This is a genomic window from Lamprocystis purpurea DSM 4197 (assembly GCF_000379525.1).
GTDB classification, from domain to species: Bacteria; Pseudomonadota; Gammaproteobacteria; order Chromatiales; family Chromatiaceae; genus Thiodictyon; species Thiodictyon purpureum.
Map to the genome: position 1 here is coordinate 222,226 of NZ_KB902363.1, position 16,233 is coordinate 238,458.

Sequence of the window (16,233 nt, forward strand, 5' to 3'; positions counted from 1 at the left end):
CTGGAGGTCTATGCTTTACCGTGAAAGTCGCGCAGCGACCCTGTGGGAGCGGCGTCCCGCCGCGATGGGGTCGGGCGTGTCACCGCTGCGTTCGAGCCGTCAAACCGAGGGCGATGCACCAAGGAGTGGCGCGGGGCACCGGGTACGGTCGGTTTCGGGGCAACCGCGCCAAGGCGACAGGGCAGGTCATGGCCGCCGGCCCGCCGGTGCCCGCAGGGATCAGCGCGATTGGCGCAGGGCTGCGCCGTGCCCAGCGCGGTAGGCGATGTTCTTGGATGAGATCGGCCCCGGCAGACTCGACGATTGCTGGAGCTGGCGCGGTTTAGCCGTCATCGGGCTGGAATCCGTCCCGTCCGAGTCCTACTATCCCAATCAGTCTTCGGGAATCCCCTGGACAGAGTAAACAGGTTGTCTCCATGAATCAGCCCCAGGCCACCGGATCGCCGTTTCCCGACCTGTCCAGGGCACCCTTCGTCATCCTGTCCGAGGCCTCGCCGGAGATGGTCGCCAACGAGATCGTCGCTTGCCTCCAGGCCGTCGAGCAGTTGGAGCGGCGCACCTGCCGGGTGTTCGCGGCGGTGGCCGCCAACGTCGGGATGAGCCCGCGCGACCCGCTGGCCGTGGCCGGGACGCGCATCGCCGCCGATCTGGATGACGGGGTGACGGGTCAGGCCCGCAACGCCTACCACAACAGCCGGCACATCTGTGAAGTCTTGCTGTGCAGCCTGTTCCTCGCCAAGCACGCCGGGCTGGCGGGCGCGCAGCAGGCGCGGATCGCCGTCGCGGCCCTGGTGCATGACCTTCACCATGACGGCACCACCAACGCCGGCCAACCCTTTCGCCTGGAACGATTGGCGATGGACGCGGCCCGGCCCTGCCTGGCGGCGGCCGGGGTCGCGCAAGAAGAGATCACGCGCATCGCGGCCCTGGTGCTGGCCACCGAGGTCACCAGCGGGGGGCCTTATGCACGCTGCTGTTTCCGGCACTTTCACCAGGGCGGCCCGGCACCCGCGGTGCTGCCCGGTGCTGACCCCCTGGGGCTGCTCGCGACCGATCCGGACCTGGCGTTTCAGGCCGTCCTGCTGGCCGAGGCCGACCTGCTCCCGTCGATTGCCTTGACCTACGATCACGCCATGCAATGCCAGGAGCGGCTATCGCGGGAGGATTGCCGCATCGCCGCCACACCCGCGCAGAAGCTGGCCTTTCTGGATCGACACCTGGCGGCGGGGCTCCTGGTTGCGCAGTTCTTTGAGCCCAATCTTGAGCAATTACGGTGCGTGATCCGGGCGTCTATGGAACAGTCGGCAGGCGGCTGTAGCACCTGATCGACTCCCTAATCAGATTGCGTTTACCCGTCATCGCTTCGGTCTCCGTTGCGCCAGTTCGGCTTGAATCGCCTGCTTCAAGGCATGCTTCTCATCCTGACTGAGATCGGCCGCCTCGTCTTTGTCGTAGAGAGTGAAAAACCAGACTTGGTGATCGGCGGTGAGCAGGTAGAAAATGATCCGCAGCCCACCGCGCCGCGCGTCCTCCCAGCGCAGCTTGCGAAACTCGCCGGTGCCCGGAATGTTACTTTCCAAATCGGTTCGCTTGGTCGGCCTGCCACTGTTCAGTGCGGGTGATGGTCGCGCAACTCTCAGACGCTCTTCGTTTTCTTTGTGTCTTTGTGCGAGCAACTGCCGGATGAAAGCGACGGATGGGCTAAGGCAGAATCTCGACCGGCGTCCCCCTGGTCGTGAGTTCCCAAATCTCGTCGATTTCCATGTCGGAGACGGCGATGCACCCGAAGGTCCAATCGCCGGTGCGCCGCTCGCGCCGGTTGTTGGGCTGGCCGTGGATCATGATCAGGCCGCCGGGGTCGTTGCCCTGGCGTAGTGCGCGCAGGCGGTCTTCCTCGCGCGGGTACGAGATATGCAGGGCTTTGCGATAGTTGCTCCCGTCGCTGCGTCGATCGATGTAGTAGCGCCCTTCCGGCGTGCGGCCGTCGCCTTGGCGCTGTTTGTGGCCGGTGGGCTGGTAGCCGAGCGCGATCTTGTAGCTGCGGATGGGTTCATTCCCGCGCATCAAATAGAGGCGGCGCTCCGCTTTCTTGACGAGGATTCGATCCGCCAGGCGCGGTTCGCCCGAACGGTGCGATGGCGCCTGATGGGGCTGGGCTTTGGCCGCGTCTTGCGGGGCGGTCTTGGTCCAGGGGAAGGAGAAAGCCGAGGCGGTCAGGGGCGTGGCAAGCGCGCCGAGCAAGAGCAGTAGGCTGGGTAGATTTAACATAGAAAGCATTAAGTTGAGAAGAGAAGTTAACCTTCCCTCTATTCTATCGAATCGTCCGCCGCGGTGTCACCCGGTCAGATGCGGAGGCCCCAGACAGCGTAGACCGGGTCCGCGGCGGCGAGCCGATCCGCATAGGGGTCGTCGGGCGGGCGCGGCAGGCCCCGCAGTGACCAGGTCTGGAGGTCGCGGTAGCGGCCGGAGTCGATGAAGTACTCGAGTACCAGGCCCGGCCGCTCGAATTCATGAAGTGCTTCCCAAATCCGGATCGCCTTGGTCGGGAACCAGCGGTTGGAGAAGGTGATGACGAGACAGCCGCCGGGGCGCAGCACCCGTGCGGCTTCACGGAAGATCGCGCGTGGGTCGATCAGATACTCCACCGACACGGTGCAGACGATCGCGTCGAAGACCCCATCCGGAAACGGGAGCTCAGGTGCCGCGTTGAGATCCTGGACGACCCGGTCGGTCAAGCGCGGGTTCGCGTCCAGTTCCGCCTGATTCAGGCCGAGCCCGACCACCCGGTCCGCGGTCAAGGCGTCCGGCAGGTGTGAATGCCAGCTCGCCATCAGGTCCAGGATGCGGGCGCCCGGCGGGATGAGGCGGCCGTAGAGTGCGCTGATCTCGGCGATGGCGGCGCGGTCGAGGTGATCGACGAGGCGCGGGGCCTGGTAGAACATCGGATCCGGGCGCGCGTCCCGGCGCGTGAAGGGCTGGTCGGACCAGAAGTCCGTTGCCAGGGTGCGCCAGCGGGCCTGCATGCCCGGTCCGTTGGCGGTCACCAGGTCGGCCACGTCAGTGCAGCGGCCGCCGCGCTCCTCGCCGTGGGCCCAGATGGATTCGATGGTGACGGCGAGCTGGAGTTGTTGTTCGGCCAGCGGGTGATTGCAGTCCGCTTGCAGGCTGTCCGCGCGAACGTCGACCAGTCGCGGTGGGTGAGGCTTGCCCTGAACCGCGGTGGGCAGGCCATCGAACAGCGTCTTTGGATAGAAACGGCCGAGTCGCGGCTGCAGGTCCGTGGGTCCGCCGCCGGCGGCATTGAACTGGTGGCGATGCAGGCGGACACAGGCTGCTTCGCGCCAGGGTTCGACCAGTTCACCGGGAGCGAACCGCTGCTCGATCCGGTGGCCGCGCGGCTGGCCCATCACCCGCGCATCCAGCCCCGGCGGGAACAGGTCCCGCCAGAGGTTGAGTTTGGTCGCGACCAGACTATCCTGGTGCCGTGCGCGCGGGCACTGCCAGGTCAGGTCGAAGCGCATCCGTGCCATGGCCCGGCTGCTGGTCAGATCCAGTGATGCCGGGGTCTCGTCAGCCGCGTGTGACATGCGGACGCGCCGGGTGTGTGGTGGTTGTAGTCGCGATCAGGATGCAAACTCGGACGCGCGCTTATAGATACGAATCACCGCGCCGTTGCGGGGTTCCGCGTTGCCCGCGACCGGATTCCAGCGCACCAGTTCGTCGACGGTGACACCATAACGACGGGCAATCGCGTCCAGCGATTCGCCCTTGCGCACCCGATGGGTGACCAGGGTGCCGCTGCTCGGGACGGCGCTGTCGGCGCTGCCGGGAACACGCAGGCTTTGCCCCGGCAGCAGGGGCTCGCGCGGCGCCATGGCGTTCAGTTCGGCCAGTTCGGTGAGGTCGACCCCACGGGCGCGCGCGACCGCGGCCAGGGTCTCGCCCGCTTTGACGACATAGACCTTTGACTCAACTGGAGCAGGGCGCGCACGCGGGATCGCCGCGGCGAGCGCCGGTGCGTAAGAACCTCCGGAGAGGGCCGTGGCGGCCATGACCCGTGCCTGGGGCAGGACGGCCGTCACGCGCTGACCGGTGCCGGCCGGAACGATGACCTGTCCCGGTCCTTCGGGCGAGGTTTGGCCGCGCTTGACGCCGGCGTTGAGTCTCTGGATTTCCGCGAGTCCGACGCCGCTGGCCTGGGCCACGCGCACCAGGTCCATGGGGCGCTCGGTACGGACGACTTCGAGTTGAGGTGCGCTGGGTACCGGCGGCAGGCGCAGGCCGTACTTCGCGGGTTCCGCGACCAGCCGCGCGGCGGCCAGAATCTGCGGCACGTAATTCTCGGTCTCGCCCGGCAGGTTCAGTGACCAGAAGTCGGTCGGCTTGCCGCGCGCCCGGTTGGCCGCCTGCGCGGACTCCACCCGCCCCGGACCGCAGTTGTAAGCGGCCATGGCCAGTTCCCAATTGCCGCCCAAGCGGCGCTGGAGTTGTTGCAGATAGTCCATGGCCGCCCGCGTCGAGGCCAGGATGTCGCGTCGCTCATCGCGCCAGGCGTCTTGCCGCAGACCCATCTCACGGCCGGTATAGGGCATGAACTGCCACATGCCGGCCGCGGCCACCGGTGAGGTGGCGGCCGGGTTGTAGCGGCTCTCGACATGGGGTAACAAGGCCAATTCGGCGGGCAGTCCGCGCCGCTGGATTTCGCCGATGACGACATGCAGATAGGGCTTGGCGCGTTCCGAGAGCTTGGCGAGATACTGCGGGTCGCGGCGGAAGCTGTCGACCTTGGCGTCGATACGGGCATTGGCATGGAGATCGAGCTTCATGCCGGAACGGACGTTGGTCCAGAGGTCGCCATAGCTTCCCTGCGGCACGGCGTCACGTCGTGCGAAGCGTTTTGCCTCCCCCGCGGGACGGACATAACCGTACTCACGGGCCGACACCATGTCGCCGTAGCCGTCGTCGGTGGCCGTGATCCGATCTTGGTTGCCGGCGCAGCCGCTGATGGCGGAAATGGCGACAAATAGGGCAGACGGCACGCCAAAGCGGCGTACCAATGGTTTGGAAAAGCGCATAAAAACCCCCCGATCTAAGCGTAAGTGCTTGCTTTACATAGCTTCTTACGGGTAATCTTCCGTATGATACGCAAAGACGGCAGTCATTACCAGACGTATGGCACGGTCTTGCGGTACGGGGCAGCGGGGACAGCGCCGCAAATACTGGGTACCATGAGGCGCTCGGGAGACGCTGATTGAACCTGTTTGGCTGATGTTGTCCTGGATCGGCCAGGATCGGCGCGTGCCCGGATTCACGATGGCGGTGCGTCGCGGTGCGGTGCTTCGCTGCACCGCGGGGGCGTCGCGCGCGGCGGCGGTTCCTCTTGAGAGGCATTCACATGACCGCTTGCAAAGGCCCGGGCTATCCGTTGGCAAGTTTCGAAAACTGGTACCGGACGCCGCTGGGCAAGGCCGTCGCGGCCCAGGAGGCGGCTTGCCTGGAAGCGTTGTTACTCGATACCTTCGGGTATTATCTGGTGCAGGTCGGGGTCGGCAGTTGCTTCCGGGAGGTCCTGGCCGCGACCCGCATCCGCCACCGTGTCTTGCTGCCCTGCCGCGCGCCGGCGGGGCCCCACGGACTCCAGGTCGTCGGCAACCCGGCGGCGTTGCCGCTTGCCGCCGACAGCATCGATGCGGCACTCCTGACGCATACCCTGGACTTCGTGTCGGATCCCCGTCTGGTGCTGCGCGAGGTGGAGCGCGTGCTGATCCCCGAGGGGCGGGTGATCATTCTCGGGTTCAACGCCCTGAGCAGTTGGGGCCTGTTGCGGTTGCTCTATCGTTATCGGCGGCGCGTTCCCTGGTGCGGGCATTTCCTGACCCCGTACCGGGTCGAGGATTGGCTGTCGCTCTTGGGGTTCGACATTGAGGTTCGCAAGCAGATCATGTTCCGGCCGCCGATCCATGGTGCGCTGAGTCCGCGGCTGGCGGTCCTCGATACCCTGGGTCGCGCGCTCTGGCCGGCCTTGGGCGGTGTTTATGTCATTAAGGCGGTGAAGCGGGTCTCGACCCTGACGCCGTTGCGGCCCTCCTGGAGTGCGCGCCGTGCGCTGCTGCCGGCTGGGGCGATCGAGCCGAGTGCCCGCAACACCATGTGATAGCCTGCGGACGTGATAACCGGACCTAGGGGCGGGTTTCAAACCGGCCCCGACACGAAGGTCTGTCTGGATATCAGGTGCGAACGCTATCTGTTTCGCTGACCGCCGCGGCGGCGGCCTGGAGGGGAATGATGAAGGGGAGTGTCGATGACTGAGGTTGTTCATGCCTTTACGGATGGCGCATGCAAAGGCAATCCGGGGCCCGGCGGTTGGGGGGCCTTGCTGCGCTTTGGTGAGACCGAGAAGGAGCTGTGCGGCGGGGAGCGCCAGACCACCAATAACCGGATGGAGCTGATGGCGGTGATCGCGGCGATGGAGTCGCTCAAGCGCCCGACCCGCATCGCGATCACCACCGACTCGCAGTATGTCAAGCGCGGTGTGACCGAGTGGATGAGCCGCTGGAAGCGCAACGGCTGGGTCACCGCTGAACGCAAGCCGGTCAAGAACCGCGATTTGTGGGAGCGGCTCGACGGTGCTTTGGCGCCCCATCAGGTCGACTGGCACTGGGTCAGGGGTCACACCGGTCACCCCGACAACGAGCGCGCCGATCGGCTGGCCAATCAGGGTATCCCGCGCGGCGCACTTGGTTGAGCCCCAGGGGACTTCGTTGACGCCAAAGGCGTTCCCTATTGGCCCTGTTTCGCTGACTATCCCTTTCTCTGTCATCCGGTCCGAAGGAGTCCCCCCTGCCCATGCGCCAAATCGTTCTGGACACCGAGACCACCGGGCTCGACCCGCGTGAAGGTCATCGTCTGATCGAGATCGGTTGTGTCGAGTTGATCGATCGCCGCCTCACCCGCAACAATTTCCACCAATATCTTCAGCCCGATCGCGAGATCGACGCCGATGCGGTCGCGGTCCACGGGATCGAGAACGACTTCCTGCGCGACAAGCCCCGCTTTGCTGAGGTCGCGGAGGATTTCCTGCGCTACGTGACCGGCAGCGAGCTGATCATCCATAACGCCGCCTTTGATATCGGCTTTCTGGATCATGAACTGGTGCGGTGGCGCGCCGACGCGACGCGGATCAGCGACCTCTGCGAAGTCAACGATACCCTGCTGATGGCGCGTCGGCTGCATCCCGGCCAGCGCAACAGCCTGGACGCGCTGTGTAAGCGCTATGGGGTGGACAATTCGCATCGGGATTTGCACGGCGCCTTGCTGGACGCCGAGATCCTGGCTGACGTCTATCTGGCCATGACCGGTGGTCAGGTGGTCATGCACCTGGGTGGGGACGCCGGCGCCGAGCCGGGACAGCGGAGCCTGTCGAATCAGCGCGGCCGGCTCGACCCGGGGCGTCAGCGGCTGCCGGTGATCGCGGCCGGGGAGGCGGCGCAACGTGCGCACGCCGCTCGGCTGGCGGCCATCGACGCCGCCAGTGCGGATGGGTGTCTGTGGCTTAGAGCTTAATTGTGCTGGTGCTGCTGACGCGTGAGTCCGGTGCCGTTGCTCAGGGCCTCCAGCCCGTCGAGATCGATCAGTTGGATGTGCTTGCGGTCGACGACCATCAGCCCGTCTTCCTGATAGCGGGTGAAGAGTCGGCTCACGGTCTCGACCGCAAGTCCGAGATAGTTGCCGATTTCGTGACGTGACATGCTCAGATGGAAGTCGGTTGGCGACAACCCGCGCTTTTGCAGTCGCTTGGACATGTTGAGCACGAAGGTCGCCAGCCGCTCTTCAGCGCTTTTCTTGCCGAGCAAGAGCAGCATTTCGGTTTCGTTGGAGATTTCTTTACTCAGCAGCCGGTACATCTGGCGTTGGAGGCTGGGGATCTCTGTACTCAGTTCTTCCAGACGGGGAAAGGGGATCTCGCAGAGTGCGGAGGTCTCCAGTGCCTTGGCGGCGCAGGCATGGGCGTCCTTGTCGATGGCGTCCAGTCCGATGATCTCCCCCGGCAGATGGAAGCCCAGCACGCGTTCGCCGCCTTCCGCGCTGGGCGCATAGCGTTTCACTGAGCCGGTCTTGACCACGTAAAGCGAGCGGAAGCGGTCGCCGTCGCGGAACAGGTAGTCACCGCGGTGCAGTGGGCGGGCCCGCTTGACGATGTTTTCAAGCCGCCCGATGTCCTCCGGTTCGAGCCCCAAGGGCAGGCACAGGGAGCCCACCGAACAATTTTTGCAGGCGACCCGAAGCGTCTCAAACGAAATGATGTTGCGCTGGTTCAAGGCGGCTGCCCCCAGTTGGCGTGTTCTCAATGCTCTATATTGAGGGCAAGCTTTGATCTGGATCAAGTCAAAGTCGATTCGCACTTGTCCCGAACGACAATATGGGGCAGCCGGAGCGGCAACAGTTGGTCGAATCGCAGGTTCCAGGCAAAAAAAAGGCCGCGCCTGGTGGGCGCGGCCGGTGGCGTCGCGGACGCCTGCTTGTAGTTACCTGGTCTCGGCGACCGGCGGGGCGGGCGGAGCCGGGGGGGCGCCGTAGGGACCCATCGGACCCATCGGGGCCATGGGCGCCGCGTAGCCGGGATAGCCGCCGCCGTAAGCGCCGCCCGGATAGCCGCCGCCGTAGCCGCCCGGGTAGCCGCCGCCGTAGCCGGGGTAGCCGCCGCCGTAGCCGTAGCCCGGATAGCCGCCGTAACCCTGATTGCCGTAGCCGTTGCCGTAGCCGCGCCCGTCGCCGCGCCCGTAACCGCGGCCATAGCCGCGACCGGTGCCGGTGCCGCTGCCGCTCATGTTCATGTTGAAGTCGCCGGAGCCGTCACCCATCATGTCGTTCCACATGTCGCCCATGCCGCTGCCGTCCCCCCAACCGCCGCCGTTGTTGTTGCCGCCGCCGGGGCCCCAGCCGCCGGGCCCGCCCCAGGCCTGCGCGGTGTTCGCGGCAAAGGCAGCCGCGCCGGCGATGGCGACGACACTGATCAACTTGGCAAATTTTTGCATCTGTCGATGCTCCTGATAAATGTAGTAGTAATTCGGGTGGGAGGCGGCCGCCGATCGGAGATCGTGACCTGGCCTGCGTTTCATTAGATTTGACGCGCTCCCGGACTATACGCGACTGTTAGCCGATTTGATAGGTAAACTATTGGCGGAACCCGAGCGTCTGCGCCGCCGGCCGACGCGCGTTCGCCCTGGCCGATCGCGGGCGGCGCACCGGTTTCGCGGTAGCGATCGAGATGGCGCATTGAGGGGTTGCGGCGAATTTGGTAGCGTGTCGGGGATAATCGGGCTCAGCCCTGGATCAGTTCATCGCATCGTTGACCGCTTATGACCAAGTTTATCTTCGTAACCGGCGGCGTCGTCTCGTCGCTGGGCAAGGGCATCGCCTCGGCTTCACTGGCGGCCTTGCTGGAAGCGCGCGGCCTGAAGGTCACCATGATCAAGCTGGATCCCTACATCAACGTGGACCCGGGGACCATGAGTCCGTTCCAGCACGGCGAGGTGTACGTCACCGACGACGGCGCCGAGACCGATCTGGACCTGGGCCATTACGAGCGCTTCCTGCGCACCCGCATGGGCCGCCACAACAATTTCACGACCGGTCAGATCTACGACAGCGTGATCCGCAAGGAACGCCGTGGCGAGTATCTGGGCCGCACCGTCCAGGTCATCCCGCACATCACCGACGAGATCAAGGCCAATATCCGGCTCGGCGCGGCCGGTTCCGACATCGCCATGGTGGAGATCGGCGGGACCGTGGGCGATATCGAGTCGCTGCCGTTCCTGGAGGCGATCCGCCAGATGCGGGTGGAGGAGGGCCGCGAAAACGCGCTCTTCATGCACCTGACCCTGGTGCCTTTTCTGCGCACCGCCGGGGAGATCAAGACCAAGCCCACCCAACACTCGGTCAAGGAGTTACGCTCCATCGGCATCCAGCCGGACGTGCTCCTGTGTCGGGGCGAGACGGCGATTCCGGATGAGGAGCGGCGTAAGATTGCGCTCTTCACCAATGTGCCCGAGAACGCCGTCATCTCCGCGGCGGACGCGGACAACATTTACCGGATTCCGCGCCTGCTCCATGCTCAGGGGCTCGACGAACTGGTCGTGCGGCAGTTTCACCTCGAGGTCGGCGAGGCGGATCTCAGCGAGTGGGACCGGGTGCTCCACGGGTTCGACCATCCCGAGGCCCAGGTGCGGGTGGGCATGGTCGGCAAATACATGCACCTGACCGAGGCCTACAAGTCGCTGTCCGAGGCGCTGGCCCATGCCGGTGTGCATACCGATACCCGGGTGGAAGTGGTCTACATCGACTCGCAGGATCTGGAACGTGACGGCACGGCCAGCCTGGTCGGGCTGGACGCGATCCTGGTCCCCGGCGGTTTTGGTGAACGCGGCATCGAGGGCAAGATCCTGGCCGCGCGCTTTGCCCGTGAGCAGCGCGTGCCCTACCTCGGGATCTGTCTCGGGATGCAGGTCGCCGTGATCGAGTACGCCCGCGACGTGTGCGGGCTGGAGGGTGCCCACAGCACCGAGTTCGACCGCCAGACGCCGCACCCGGTGATCGCGCTGATCACCGAGTGGCGCGACGAGCATGGCCAGGTCGAGACCCGCGACGAGCAGTCGGAGCTGGGCGGCACCATGCGGCTGGGCGGGCAGAACTGTCGGCTGGAGCCGGGCAGCCTGGCGCGGGCGGTCTACGGCAGCCCGCAGATCCGCGAGCGTCACCGGCATCGCTATGAGTTCAACAACGGTTACCTGAATCTGATGCAGGATGCGGGGCTGCGCCTGTCCGGATGGTCGCTCGACAACCGGCTGGTCGAGATCATCGAAATCCCGGATCATCCTTGGTTCATCGCCTGTCAGTTCCACCCCGAGTTCACCTCCACGCCGCGCGACGGCCACCCACTGTTCTGCGGTTTCATCAAGGCCGCACTCGATCAGCGAAAGGCGCAACCACCGGCCCGGGTGGGGGTCGATACCCCATGATGCCGCTGGCCGGATTCGAGGTCGGGCTCGACCGCCCGCTATTCCTGATCGCCGGTCCCTGTGTGATCGAGAGCGAGTCCCTGGCCGAGGAGACCGCCGGGACCCTGCAGGAAATCACTGCCGCCCTCGGCATCCCGTTCATTTATAAGTCCTCATTCGACAAGGCCAATCGCTCATCCACGGCGAGCTTTCGCGGGCCGGGACTGGCCGCTGGACTCAAGATCCTGGAGGGGGTGCGCGCCAAATTCGGCGTGCCGATCCTCACCGATGTCCATGAGGACACGCCGCTTCACGAGGTCGCGGCGGTGGTCGATGTGCTCCAGACCCCCGCCTTCCTGTGTCGGCAGACCAATTTCATCCAGGCGGTCGCCCGCCAGGGTCGGCCGGTCAACATCAAGAAGGGTCAGTTCCTCGCCCCCTGGGACATGCAGCATGTCGTGGACAAGGCGCGCGCGGTGGGCAATGATCACATCCTGGTCTGTGAGCGCGGCGTCTCGTTCGGTTACAACAATCTGGTGTCGGACATGCGCTCGCTCATGGTGCTGCGCGCGACCGGCTGCCCGGTGGTTTACGATGCCACCCACTCGGTGCAGTTGCCGGGGGGGCAGGGCGCCTGCTCGGGCGGTCAGCGTGAGTTCGTGCCCGTACTGGCCCGCGCCGCGGTGGCCGCGGGGGTCGCCGGGATTTTTATGGAGACCCACCCCCGTCCAGAGGAAGCCTTGAGCGACGGCCCTAATGCGTGGCCGCTGCACCGGATGCGCGAGCTCTTGACGACCCTGGTCGAGATTGACCGGCTGGTAAAGTCTGCGGGTTTCGTAGAAGCTGACTTGTAGGCTGGAGCGATCGGGTGTGATCGGCAGTGATGTGGTTTGTTTGGGCCGGGCCTTTCGGTAGGATGGGCATCGCTCTGCCTAATCCTACGCGCGTCTGCGACCACATCGGACCGCACCCGTGGCGATTGCCGGATGAGACAGCAATCGCCTGATGTGTCAAGGACGACGCCGAGGTAGCAGCAGTTCCAAATTTGGGTGGCCGCCGCCAACAGCGTGTCGGCCGCGAGGCCGATGGTGGATGCGCTGCGCTTATCCACCCTACGAGACCGGCTCCGTTGTAGGGTGGATAAGGCGCGCCGCTCGGTGTCAGGGACTCGGCACGGCGGTCGCGCGCGCCGCATCCACCAGAGGTTGCGCGAGGCCGCCCAAATTTGGAATTGCTGCCGAGGTAGAAGAAAGAGGACGGGTCAGACGCCCGGTCGCCCGCGGGGTGAAGCCCCTGCGGACGCCCGGTATCGCCGCAGCAAGGCGCCTGACCGTCCCATTGATCGACGTGTTACCCCTAAAATCTGTTTGTTCGTTAACTGGAGATCCGCGCCATGTCTGAGATCGTCGACGTCCGTGCCCGTGAAGTCCTGGATTCACGCGGCAACCCCACGGTGGAAGCCGATGTCATCACTGCCGAGGGCGCCATTGGCCGCGCTATCGTCCCCTCGGGTGCCTCGACCGGCTCCCGCGAGGCACTGGAACTGCGCGATGGAGACAAGAGCCGCTACGGCGGTAAGGGTGTGCTCACCGCGGTTGCCAACATCGCCGGTGAACTGCGCGAGGCCGTGTTGGGCCTTGATGTCACCGATCAGGCGGCGATCGACCGCTGCATGATCAGTCTGGACGGCACCGACAACAAGCGTCGGCTCGGCGCCAACGCCCTGCTGGGCGTGTCGCTCGCCGCCGCCCATGCCGCCGCTCAAGAGAAGGCCCTGCCGCTCTACCGTTCGCTCTCCGCCGGCCCCTATCGGTTGCCGGTGCCGATGATGAATATCATCAACGGCGGCCAGCATGCGGACAACAGCGTGGACTTCCAGGAGTTCATGATCCTGCCGGTCGGCGCCCCGAATATCCGCGAGGCGGTGCGTTATGGTGCCGAGGTCTTTCACGCCCTGAAGTCGGTCCTCAAGGGCCAGGGTCTGGCCACCTCGGTGGGCGACGAGGGCGGCTTCGCCCCTGACCTGCCGTCCAACGTGGCTGCGGTCGAGGTCATCCTGGAAGCGATCGGCAAGGCCGGGTTCAAGGCCGGTCAGGATATCTATCTCGGTTTGGACGTGGCCGCCTCCGAGTTCTACAAGGATGGCGTCTACGACCTGGAAGGCGAGGGCCGCAAGCTCGATTCCGACGGCGTGATCGAAATGCTCAAGGGCTGGGTTGACCAGTATCCGATCATCACCATCGAGGACGGTCTGGCGGAAGGCGACTGGGACGGCTGGAAGCGCCTCACCGATCGTCTGGGCAGCCGGGTGCAGATCGTCGGCGACGACCTCTTCGTCACCAACACTAAGATCCTGCAGGAAGGCATTTCCAAGGGCATCGCCAACTCCATCCTGATCAAGGTCAACCAGATCGGCACCTTGACCGAAACCCTGGAGGCGATCGGCATGGCCCATGCCGCGGGTTACACGGCGGTGGTCTCTCACCGCTCCGGTGAGACCGAGGACACCACCATCGCCGACCTGGTCGTGGCCTCCGCGGCCGGTCAAATCAAGACCGGGTCGCTGTCGCGTTCCGACCGGGTGGCCAAGTACAACCAGTTGATGCGCATCGAGGACCAGTTGGGTGACGAGGCGGTCTATGCCGGACGCGGCGCTTTCCGCTGGTTGTGAGTTAACCGCACCGCGGACCAGTTGGCTCTGGTCCGCGGTCGGCACCCTACCGCGCCCGTTCATGCGCTTCCTGGTCGTCGTCCTGGTTGCTCTGGTCGTGGCTCTCCAATACCGGCTCTGGGTCGGGGCGGGGAGCCTCGCGGATCTGCATGGGCTGCAACAGGAAATCGCCGCGCAGCGCCAGGATCTGGACCGCCTACGGACCCGCAACCAGGAGCTGCAGGCGGAGGTCGAGGACCTGCGCGGCGGGGAGGCTGCCCTGGAAGAGCGGGCACGCGGCGAACTGGGCATGATCAAGCCGGGTGAGGCCTTCATCCAGGTGATCGAGCGGCCCAAGGTGGAGGCGGCGGTGCCGGCGGCGCCGACGAAATGAGGTCTTGATCGTCGGTCGTCGGTCGTCGGTCCTCACCGCTTATCGTGGGGTCCGCTGCGCGGACTACGCCCGCAATGCACGCGAATCAACTTCAATCAAAGCACTTGGCCATTCATTGAGTACCATAAAAATCTGGGCGGTGGTGCCGGCCGCTGGCGTTGGCCGGCGACTCGGTGCTGTCATTCCCAAGCAATATCTGGATCTGGCGGGGCGGCCGGTGATCGAGTGGACACTCGACACCTTTCTCGCCGACGCGCGGATCAGCGGAGTCCGGGTCGCGCTGGGTCCTGAAGATGGCTTCTGGTCGGCCACGGCCTACGCCAATCATCCCAAGGTGCGGCGGGTGGCGGGCGGCGCCGAGCGCTGCCATTCCGTGCTGAACGCATTGGATGACCTGGCGGCTGAGGCCGACTTGGCCGACTGGGTGCTGGTGCACGACGCCGCCCGGCCTTGTCTGCGTCAGGCTGACCTGGATCGGCTCATCACCGCACTCGCCGACGATCCGGTGGGCGGCATCCTGGGCGTGCCGGTGCGCGACACCATGAAAGGTGCGAACCCCGACGGTCGGATTCGCGCCACCATCGATCGGGCGGCCCTGTGGCACGCCTTCACCCCGCAGATGTTCCGTCTCGGCGCGCTGCGCGACGCCTTGCGCGCCGCCATCAACGCCGGCGATCTGGTCACCGACGACGCCTCCGCCATGGAGCTTAGCGGACTGAGCCCCCGATTGATCGAGGGGCACGCGGACAATATCAAGATCACCCGTGCCGAGGACCTTCCCCTGGCGCGTTTTTATCTCGACATGCAGGCACGCTCATGCTGATCGGTCAGGGCTTCGACGTCCATGCCTTCGCCCCCGGGCGCCCGTTGATCCTGTGCGGCGTCACGGTGCCGCACGACCAAGGGCTGGCCGCCCATTCCGACGGCGACGTGGCCATCCACGCCCTCTGCGACGCCCTGCTCGGTGCGGCTGGTCTGGGCGACATCGGTCACCACTTCCCGGACACCGATCAGGCCTATGCCGGAATCGACAGCCGCATCCTGCTCCAGCGGGTCATGACTAGCCTGGGCGGGCTGGGGCTCGCGGTGCACAACGCGGATGTGACCATCATCGCGCAGCGCCCGAAGCTGGCGCCCCACATCGCCGCCATGCGCGCCCTGCTCGCCGCCGACCTGGGCTGCGACCCGGCGCGCGTCAACGTCAAGGCCACCACCACCGAGCATCTGGGATTCACCGGCCGCGGCGAGGGGATTGCGGCCTTGGCGGTGGTGTTGCTGAATGAGTAGGCGGTCGCGGGGTTCGTATAGCCTTCGGATCGCAATGCCGTAGGTTGGGGTGAGGAACGAACCCCAACGCGGGCAACCGGCCGGGACGCCTGGCCTGGGTAACCGTGCTCCAGTTCGTTGAGAACCTGTCCGATCGCGCAGCAGCAGACGCGGTGCGGGGACGGCTGGATTGGAAATACCTGCTCGGGCTCGAGCTGACCGATCCGGGATTTGACCATACCGTGTTGAGCGAATTTCGTGCGCGCCTGACGACCGGACAGGCCGAACAGCGTCTGCTCGACACCTTGCTGGTGCAGTTGCAGGAGATGGGGTTGCTCAAGGCGCGCGGTCGTCAACGCACCGATTCGACCCATATCCTGGCCGCGGTACGCACCCTCAACCGACTGGAACGGGTCGGCGAAACGCTGCGTGCCGCGTTGAATGCCGTAGCAAGCGTAGTACCCGACTGGCTGTGCACGATCGCCCCGTCCGCCTGGTACGAGCGTTATGGCCACCGCATCGAAAACTACCGCTTGCCCCCGGGCAAGGAGGCGCGCGACGGTCTGGCGGCCGAGATCGGGAGCGATGGGCACGTGCTGTTGGACGCCATCGACGCGGCGCCCGCGCAGGCCTGGCTCAACAACCTCCCGGCGATACAGACACTGCGGCAGGTGTGGGAGCAGCAATACTGCCTGCGCGACGGCGCGCTCGCGTGGCGCCCGGGGCACGAATTATCCGCTCTAGCCGAGCGGATCGAGTCGCCTTACGACCCGCAGGCGCGCTACAGCACCAAGCGCAGCGTGGACTGGGTTGGCTACAAAGTTCACTTCACGGAGACCTGCGACCCGGGGACTGCGCATGTGATCGTGAACGTCGAGACCACGGTGGCGAGTGTTCCCGACGCCCACCTGCTCACGACCGTGCAT

At 65.6% G+C, this 16,233-nt stretch carries 17 protein-coding genes; 11 read left to right on the forward strand and 6 right to left on the reverse strand.

Annotated features, from left to right (window positions below):
- Nucleotides 1-416: 416 nt before the first annotated feature.
- Nucleotides 417-1,325, forward strand: a complete 909-nt coding sequence (locus A39O_RS0102235) for an HD domain-containing protein (protein WP_020503087.1) — start codon at nt 417-419, stop codon at nt 1,323-1,325.
- A gap of 30 nt (nt 1,326-1,355) precedes the next feature.
- Here the strand turns inward: A39O_RS0102235 and A39O_RS31620 are convergent, their stop codons facing one another.
- From A39O_RS31620 to A39O_RS0102255, 4 genes are all read right to left on the reverse strand, one after another.
- Nucleotides 1,356-1,580 carry a hypothetical protein gene (locus A39O_RS31620; RefSeq protein WP_020503088.1) on the reverse strand — a complete coding sequence of 75 codons (225 nt, stop codon included), beginning with the start codon at nt 1,578-1,580 and terminating at the stop codon, nt 1,356-1,358.
- A 121-nt stretch (nt 1,581-1,701) separates the two neighbouring features.
- On the reverse strand, nt 1,702-2,268 hold the full coding sequence (locus tag A39O_RS0102245; protein ID WP_020503089.1) for a L,D-transpeptidase family protein: 567 nt from the start codon (nt 2,266-2,268) through the stop codon (nt 1,702-1,704).
- Between the two features lie 74 nt (nt 2,269-2,342).
- On the reverse strand, nt 2,343-3,587 hold the full coding sequence (locus A39O_RS0102250; protein ID WP_020503090.1) for a methyltransferase domain-containing protein: 1,245 nt from the start codon (nt 3,585-3,587) through the stop codon (nt 2,343-2,345).
- 36 nt (nt 3,588-3,623) lie between these two features.
- Nucleotides 3,624-5,075 carry a transglycosylase SLT domain-containing protein gene (locus A39O_RS0102255; RefSeq protein WP_020503091.1) on the reverse strand — a complete coding sequence of 484 codons (1,452 nt, stop codon included), beginning with the start codon at nt 5,073-5,075 and terminating at the stop codon, nt 3,624-3,626.
- Between the two features lie 320 nt (nt 5,076-5,395).
- Between A39O_RS0102255 and A39O_RS0102260 the strand changes: the two genes are divergently transcribed.
- The 3 genes from A39O_RS0102260 to dnaQ all read left to right on the forward strand — a co-directional run bounded on the left by A39O_RS0102260 (nt 5,396) and on the right by dnaQ (nt 7,563).
- Nucleotides 5,396-6,154, forward strand: a complete 759-nt coding sequence (locus A39O_RS0102260; protein ID WP_020503092.1) for a class I SAM-dependent methyltransferase — start codon at nt 5,396-5,398, stop codon at nt 6,152-6,154.
- 147 nt (nt 6,155-6,301) lie between these two features.
- Nucleotides 6,302-6,745, forward strand: coding sequence for a ribonuclease HI (gene rnhA / locus A39O_RS0102265; protein ID WP_020503093.1), 444 nt, complete (start codon nt 6,302-6,304; stop codon nt 6,743-6,745).
- A 101-nt stretch (nt 6,746-6,846) separates the two neighbouring features.
- On the forward strand, nt 6,847-7,563 hold the full coding sequence (dnaQ, locus tag A39O_RS0102270; protein ID WP_020503094.1) for a DNA polymerase III subunit epsilon: 717 nt from the start codon (nt 6,847-6,849) through the stop codon (nt 7,561-7,563).
- Here dnaQ and fnr read toward each other — a convergent pair.
- Both fnr and A39O_RS0102280 read right to left on the reverse strand, forming a co-directional pair.
- Nucleotides 7,560-8,318: a fumarate/nitrate reduction transcriptional regulator Fnr gene (gene fnr, locus A39O_RS0102275; protein ID WP_020503095.1), complete on the reverse strand. Its 759-nt coding sequence runs from the start codon at nt 8,316-8,318 to the stop codon at nt 7,560-7,562. The genes dnaQ and fnr overlap by 4 nt on opposite strands.
- Nucleotides 8,319-8,525: 207 nt before the next feature.
- The gene (locus A39O_RS0102280) at nt 8,526-9,035 is read right to left on the reverse strand and encodes a hypothetical protein (RefSeq protein WP_020503096.1); all 510 of its coding nucleotides are present in this window, start codon (nt 9,033-9,035) and stop codon (nt 8,526-8,528) included.
- Nucleotides 9,036-9,359: 324 nt separating this feature from the next.
- Between A39O_RS0102280 and A39O_RS31625 the strand changes: the two genes are divergently transcribed.
- The 7 genes from A39O_RS31625 to A39O_RS31635 all read left to right on the forward strand — a co-directional run.
- Nucleotides 9,360-11,018 (forward strand): CTP synthase, encoded by a 1,659-nt coding sequence (locus tag A39O_RS31625; protein ID WP_020503097.1) that lies wholly within the window; start codon nt 9,360-9,362, stop codon nt 11,016-11,018.
- A complete protein-coding gene (gene kdsA, locus A39O_RS0102290) occupies nt 11,015-11,851 on the forward strand; it encodes a 3-deoxy-8-phosphooctulonate synthase (RefSeq protein WP_020503098.1) in 837 nt (278 codons plus the stop codon). The genes A39O_RS31625 and kdsA overlap by 4 nt, the downstream gene beginning before the upstream one ends.
- Nucleotides 11,852-12,390: 539 nt before the next feature.
- Complete coding sequence (gene eno, locus A39O_RS0102295; RefSeq protein WP_020503099.1) at nt 12,391-13,668, forward strand: phosphopyruvate hydratase; 1,278 nt, start codon at nt 12,391-12,393, stop codon at nt 13,666-13,668.
- A gap of 61 nt (nt 13,669-13,729) precedes the next feature.
- On the forward strand, nt 13,730-14,041 hold the full coding sequence (gene ftsB / locus A39O_RS31630; protein ID WP_040526905.1) for a cell division protein FtsB: 312 nt from the start codon (nt 13,730-13,732) through the stop codon (nt 14,039-14,041).
- Between the two features lie 115 nt (nt 14,042-14,156).
- Nucleotides 14,157-14,864: a 2-C-methyl-D-erythritol 4-phosphate cytidylyltransferase gene (gene ispD / locus A39O_RS0102305; RefSeq protein WP_083924437.1), complete on the forward strand. Its 708-nt coding sequence runs from the start codon at nt 14,157-14,159 to the stop codon at nt 14,862-14,864.
- Complete coding sequence (ispF, locus tag A39O_RS0102310; protein WP_020503102.1) at nt 14,858-15,328, forward strand: 2-C-methyl-D-erythritol 2,4-cyclodiphosphate synthase; 471 nt, start codon at nt 14,858-14,860, stop codon at nt 15,326-15,328. The genes ispD and ispF overlap by 7 nt, the downstream gene beginning before the upstream one ends.
- An 89-nt stretch (nt 15,329-15,417) precedes the next feature.
- On the forward strand, nt 15,418-16,233 hold an 816-nt coding region (locus A39O_RS31635), incomplete at its 3' end, for a transposase (RefSeq protein WP_281170041.1).

Bases quoted from the DNA above. Each gene is read 5' to 3' on its own strand.
- A39O_RS0102235 (WP_020503087.1), top strand. From the start codon at position 417: ATGAATCAGCCCCAGGCCACCGGATCGCCGTTTCCCGACCTGTCCAGG.
- A39O_RS0102245 (WP_020503089.1), bottom strand. From the start codon at position 2,268: ATGTTAAATCTACCCAGCCTACTGCTCTTGCTCGGCGCGCTTGCCACG.
- A39O_RS0102250 (WP_020503090.1), bottom strand. From the start codon at position 3,587: ATGTCACACGCGGCTGACGAGACCCCGGCATCACTGGATCTGACCAGC.
- A39O_RS0102255 (WP_020503091.1), bottom strand. From the start codon at position 5,075: ATGCGCTTTTCCAAACCATTGGTACGCCGCTTTGGCGTGCCGTCTGCC.
- A39O_RS0102260 (WP_020503092.1), top strand. From the start codon at position 5,396: ATGACCGCTTGCAAAGGCCCGGGCTATCCGTTGGCAAGTTTCGAAAAC.
- rnhA (WP_020503093.1), top strand. From the start codon at position 6,302: ATGACTGAGGTTGTTCATGCCTTTACGGATGGCGCATGCAAAGGCAAT.
- dnaQ (WP_020503094.1), top strand. From the start codon at position 6,847: ATGCGCCAAATCGTTCTGGACACCGAGACCACCGGGCTCGACCCGCGT.
- A39O_RS0102280 (WP_020503096.1), bottom strand. From the start codon at position 9,035: ATGCAAAAATTTGCCAAGTTGATCAGTGTCGTCGCCATCGCCGGCGCG.
- A39O_RS31625 (WP_020503097.1), top strand. From the start codon at position 9,360: ATGACCAAGTTTATCTTCGTAACCGGCGGCGTCGTCTCGTCGCTGGGC.
- kdsA (WP_020503098.1), top strand. From the start codon at position 11,015: ATGATGCCGCTGGCCGGATTCGAGGTCGGGCTCGACCGCCCGCTATTC.
- eno (WP_020503099.1), top strand. From the start codon at position 12,391: ATGTCTGAGATCGTCGACGTCCGTGCCCGTGAAGTCCTGGATTCACGC.
- ftsB (WP_040526905.1), top strand. From the start codon at position 13,730: ATGCGCTTCCTGGTCGTCGTCCTGGTTGCTCTGGTCGTGGCTCTCCAA.
- ispF (WP_020503102.1), top strand. From the start codon at position 14,858: ATGCTGATCGGTCAGGGCTTCGACGTCCATGCCTTCGCCCCCGGGCGC.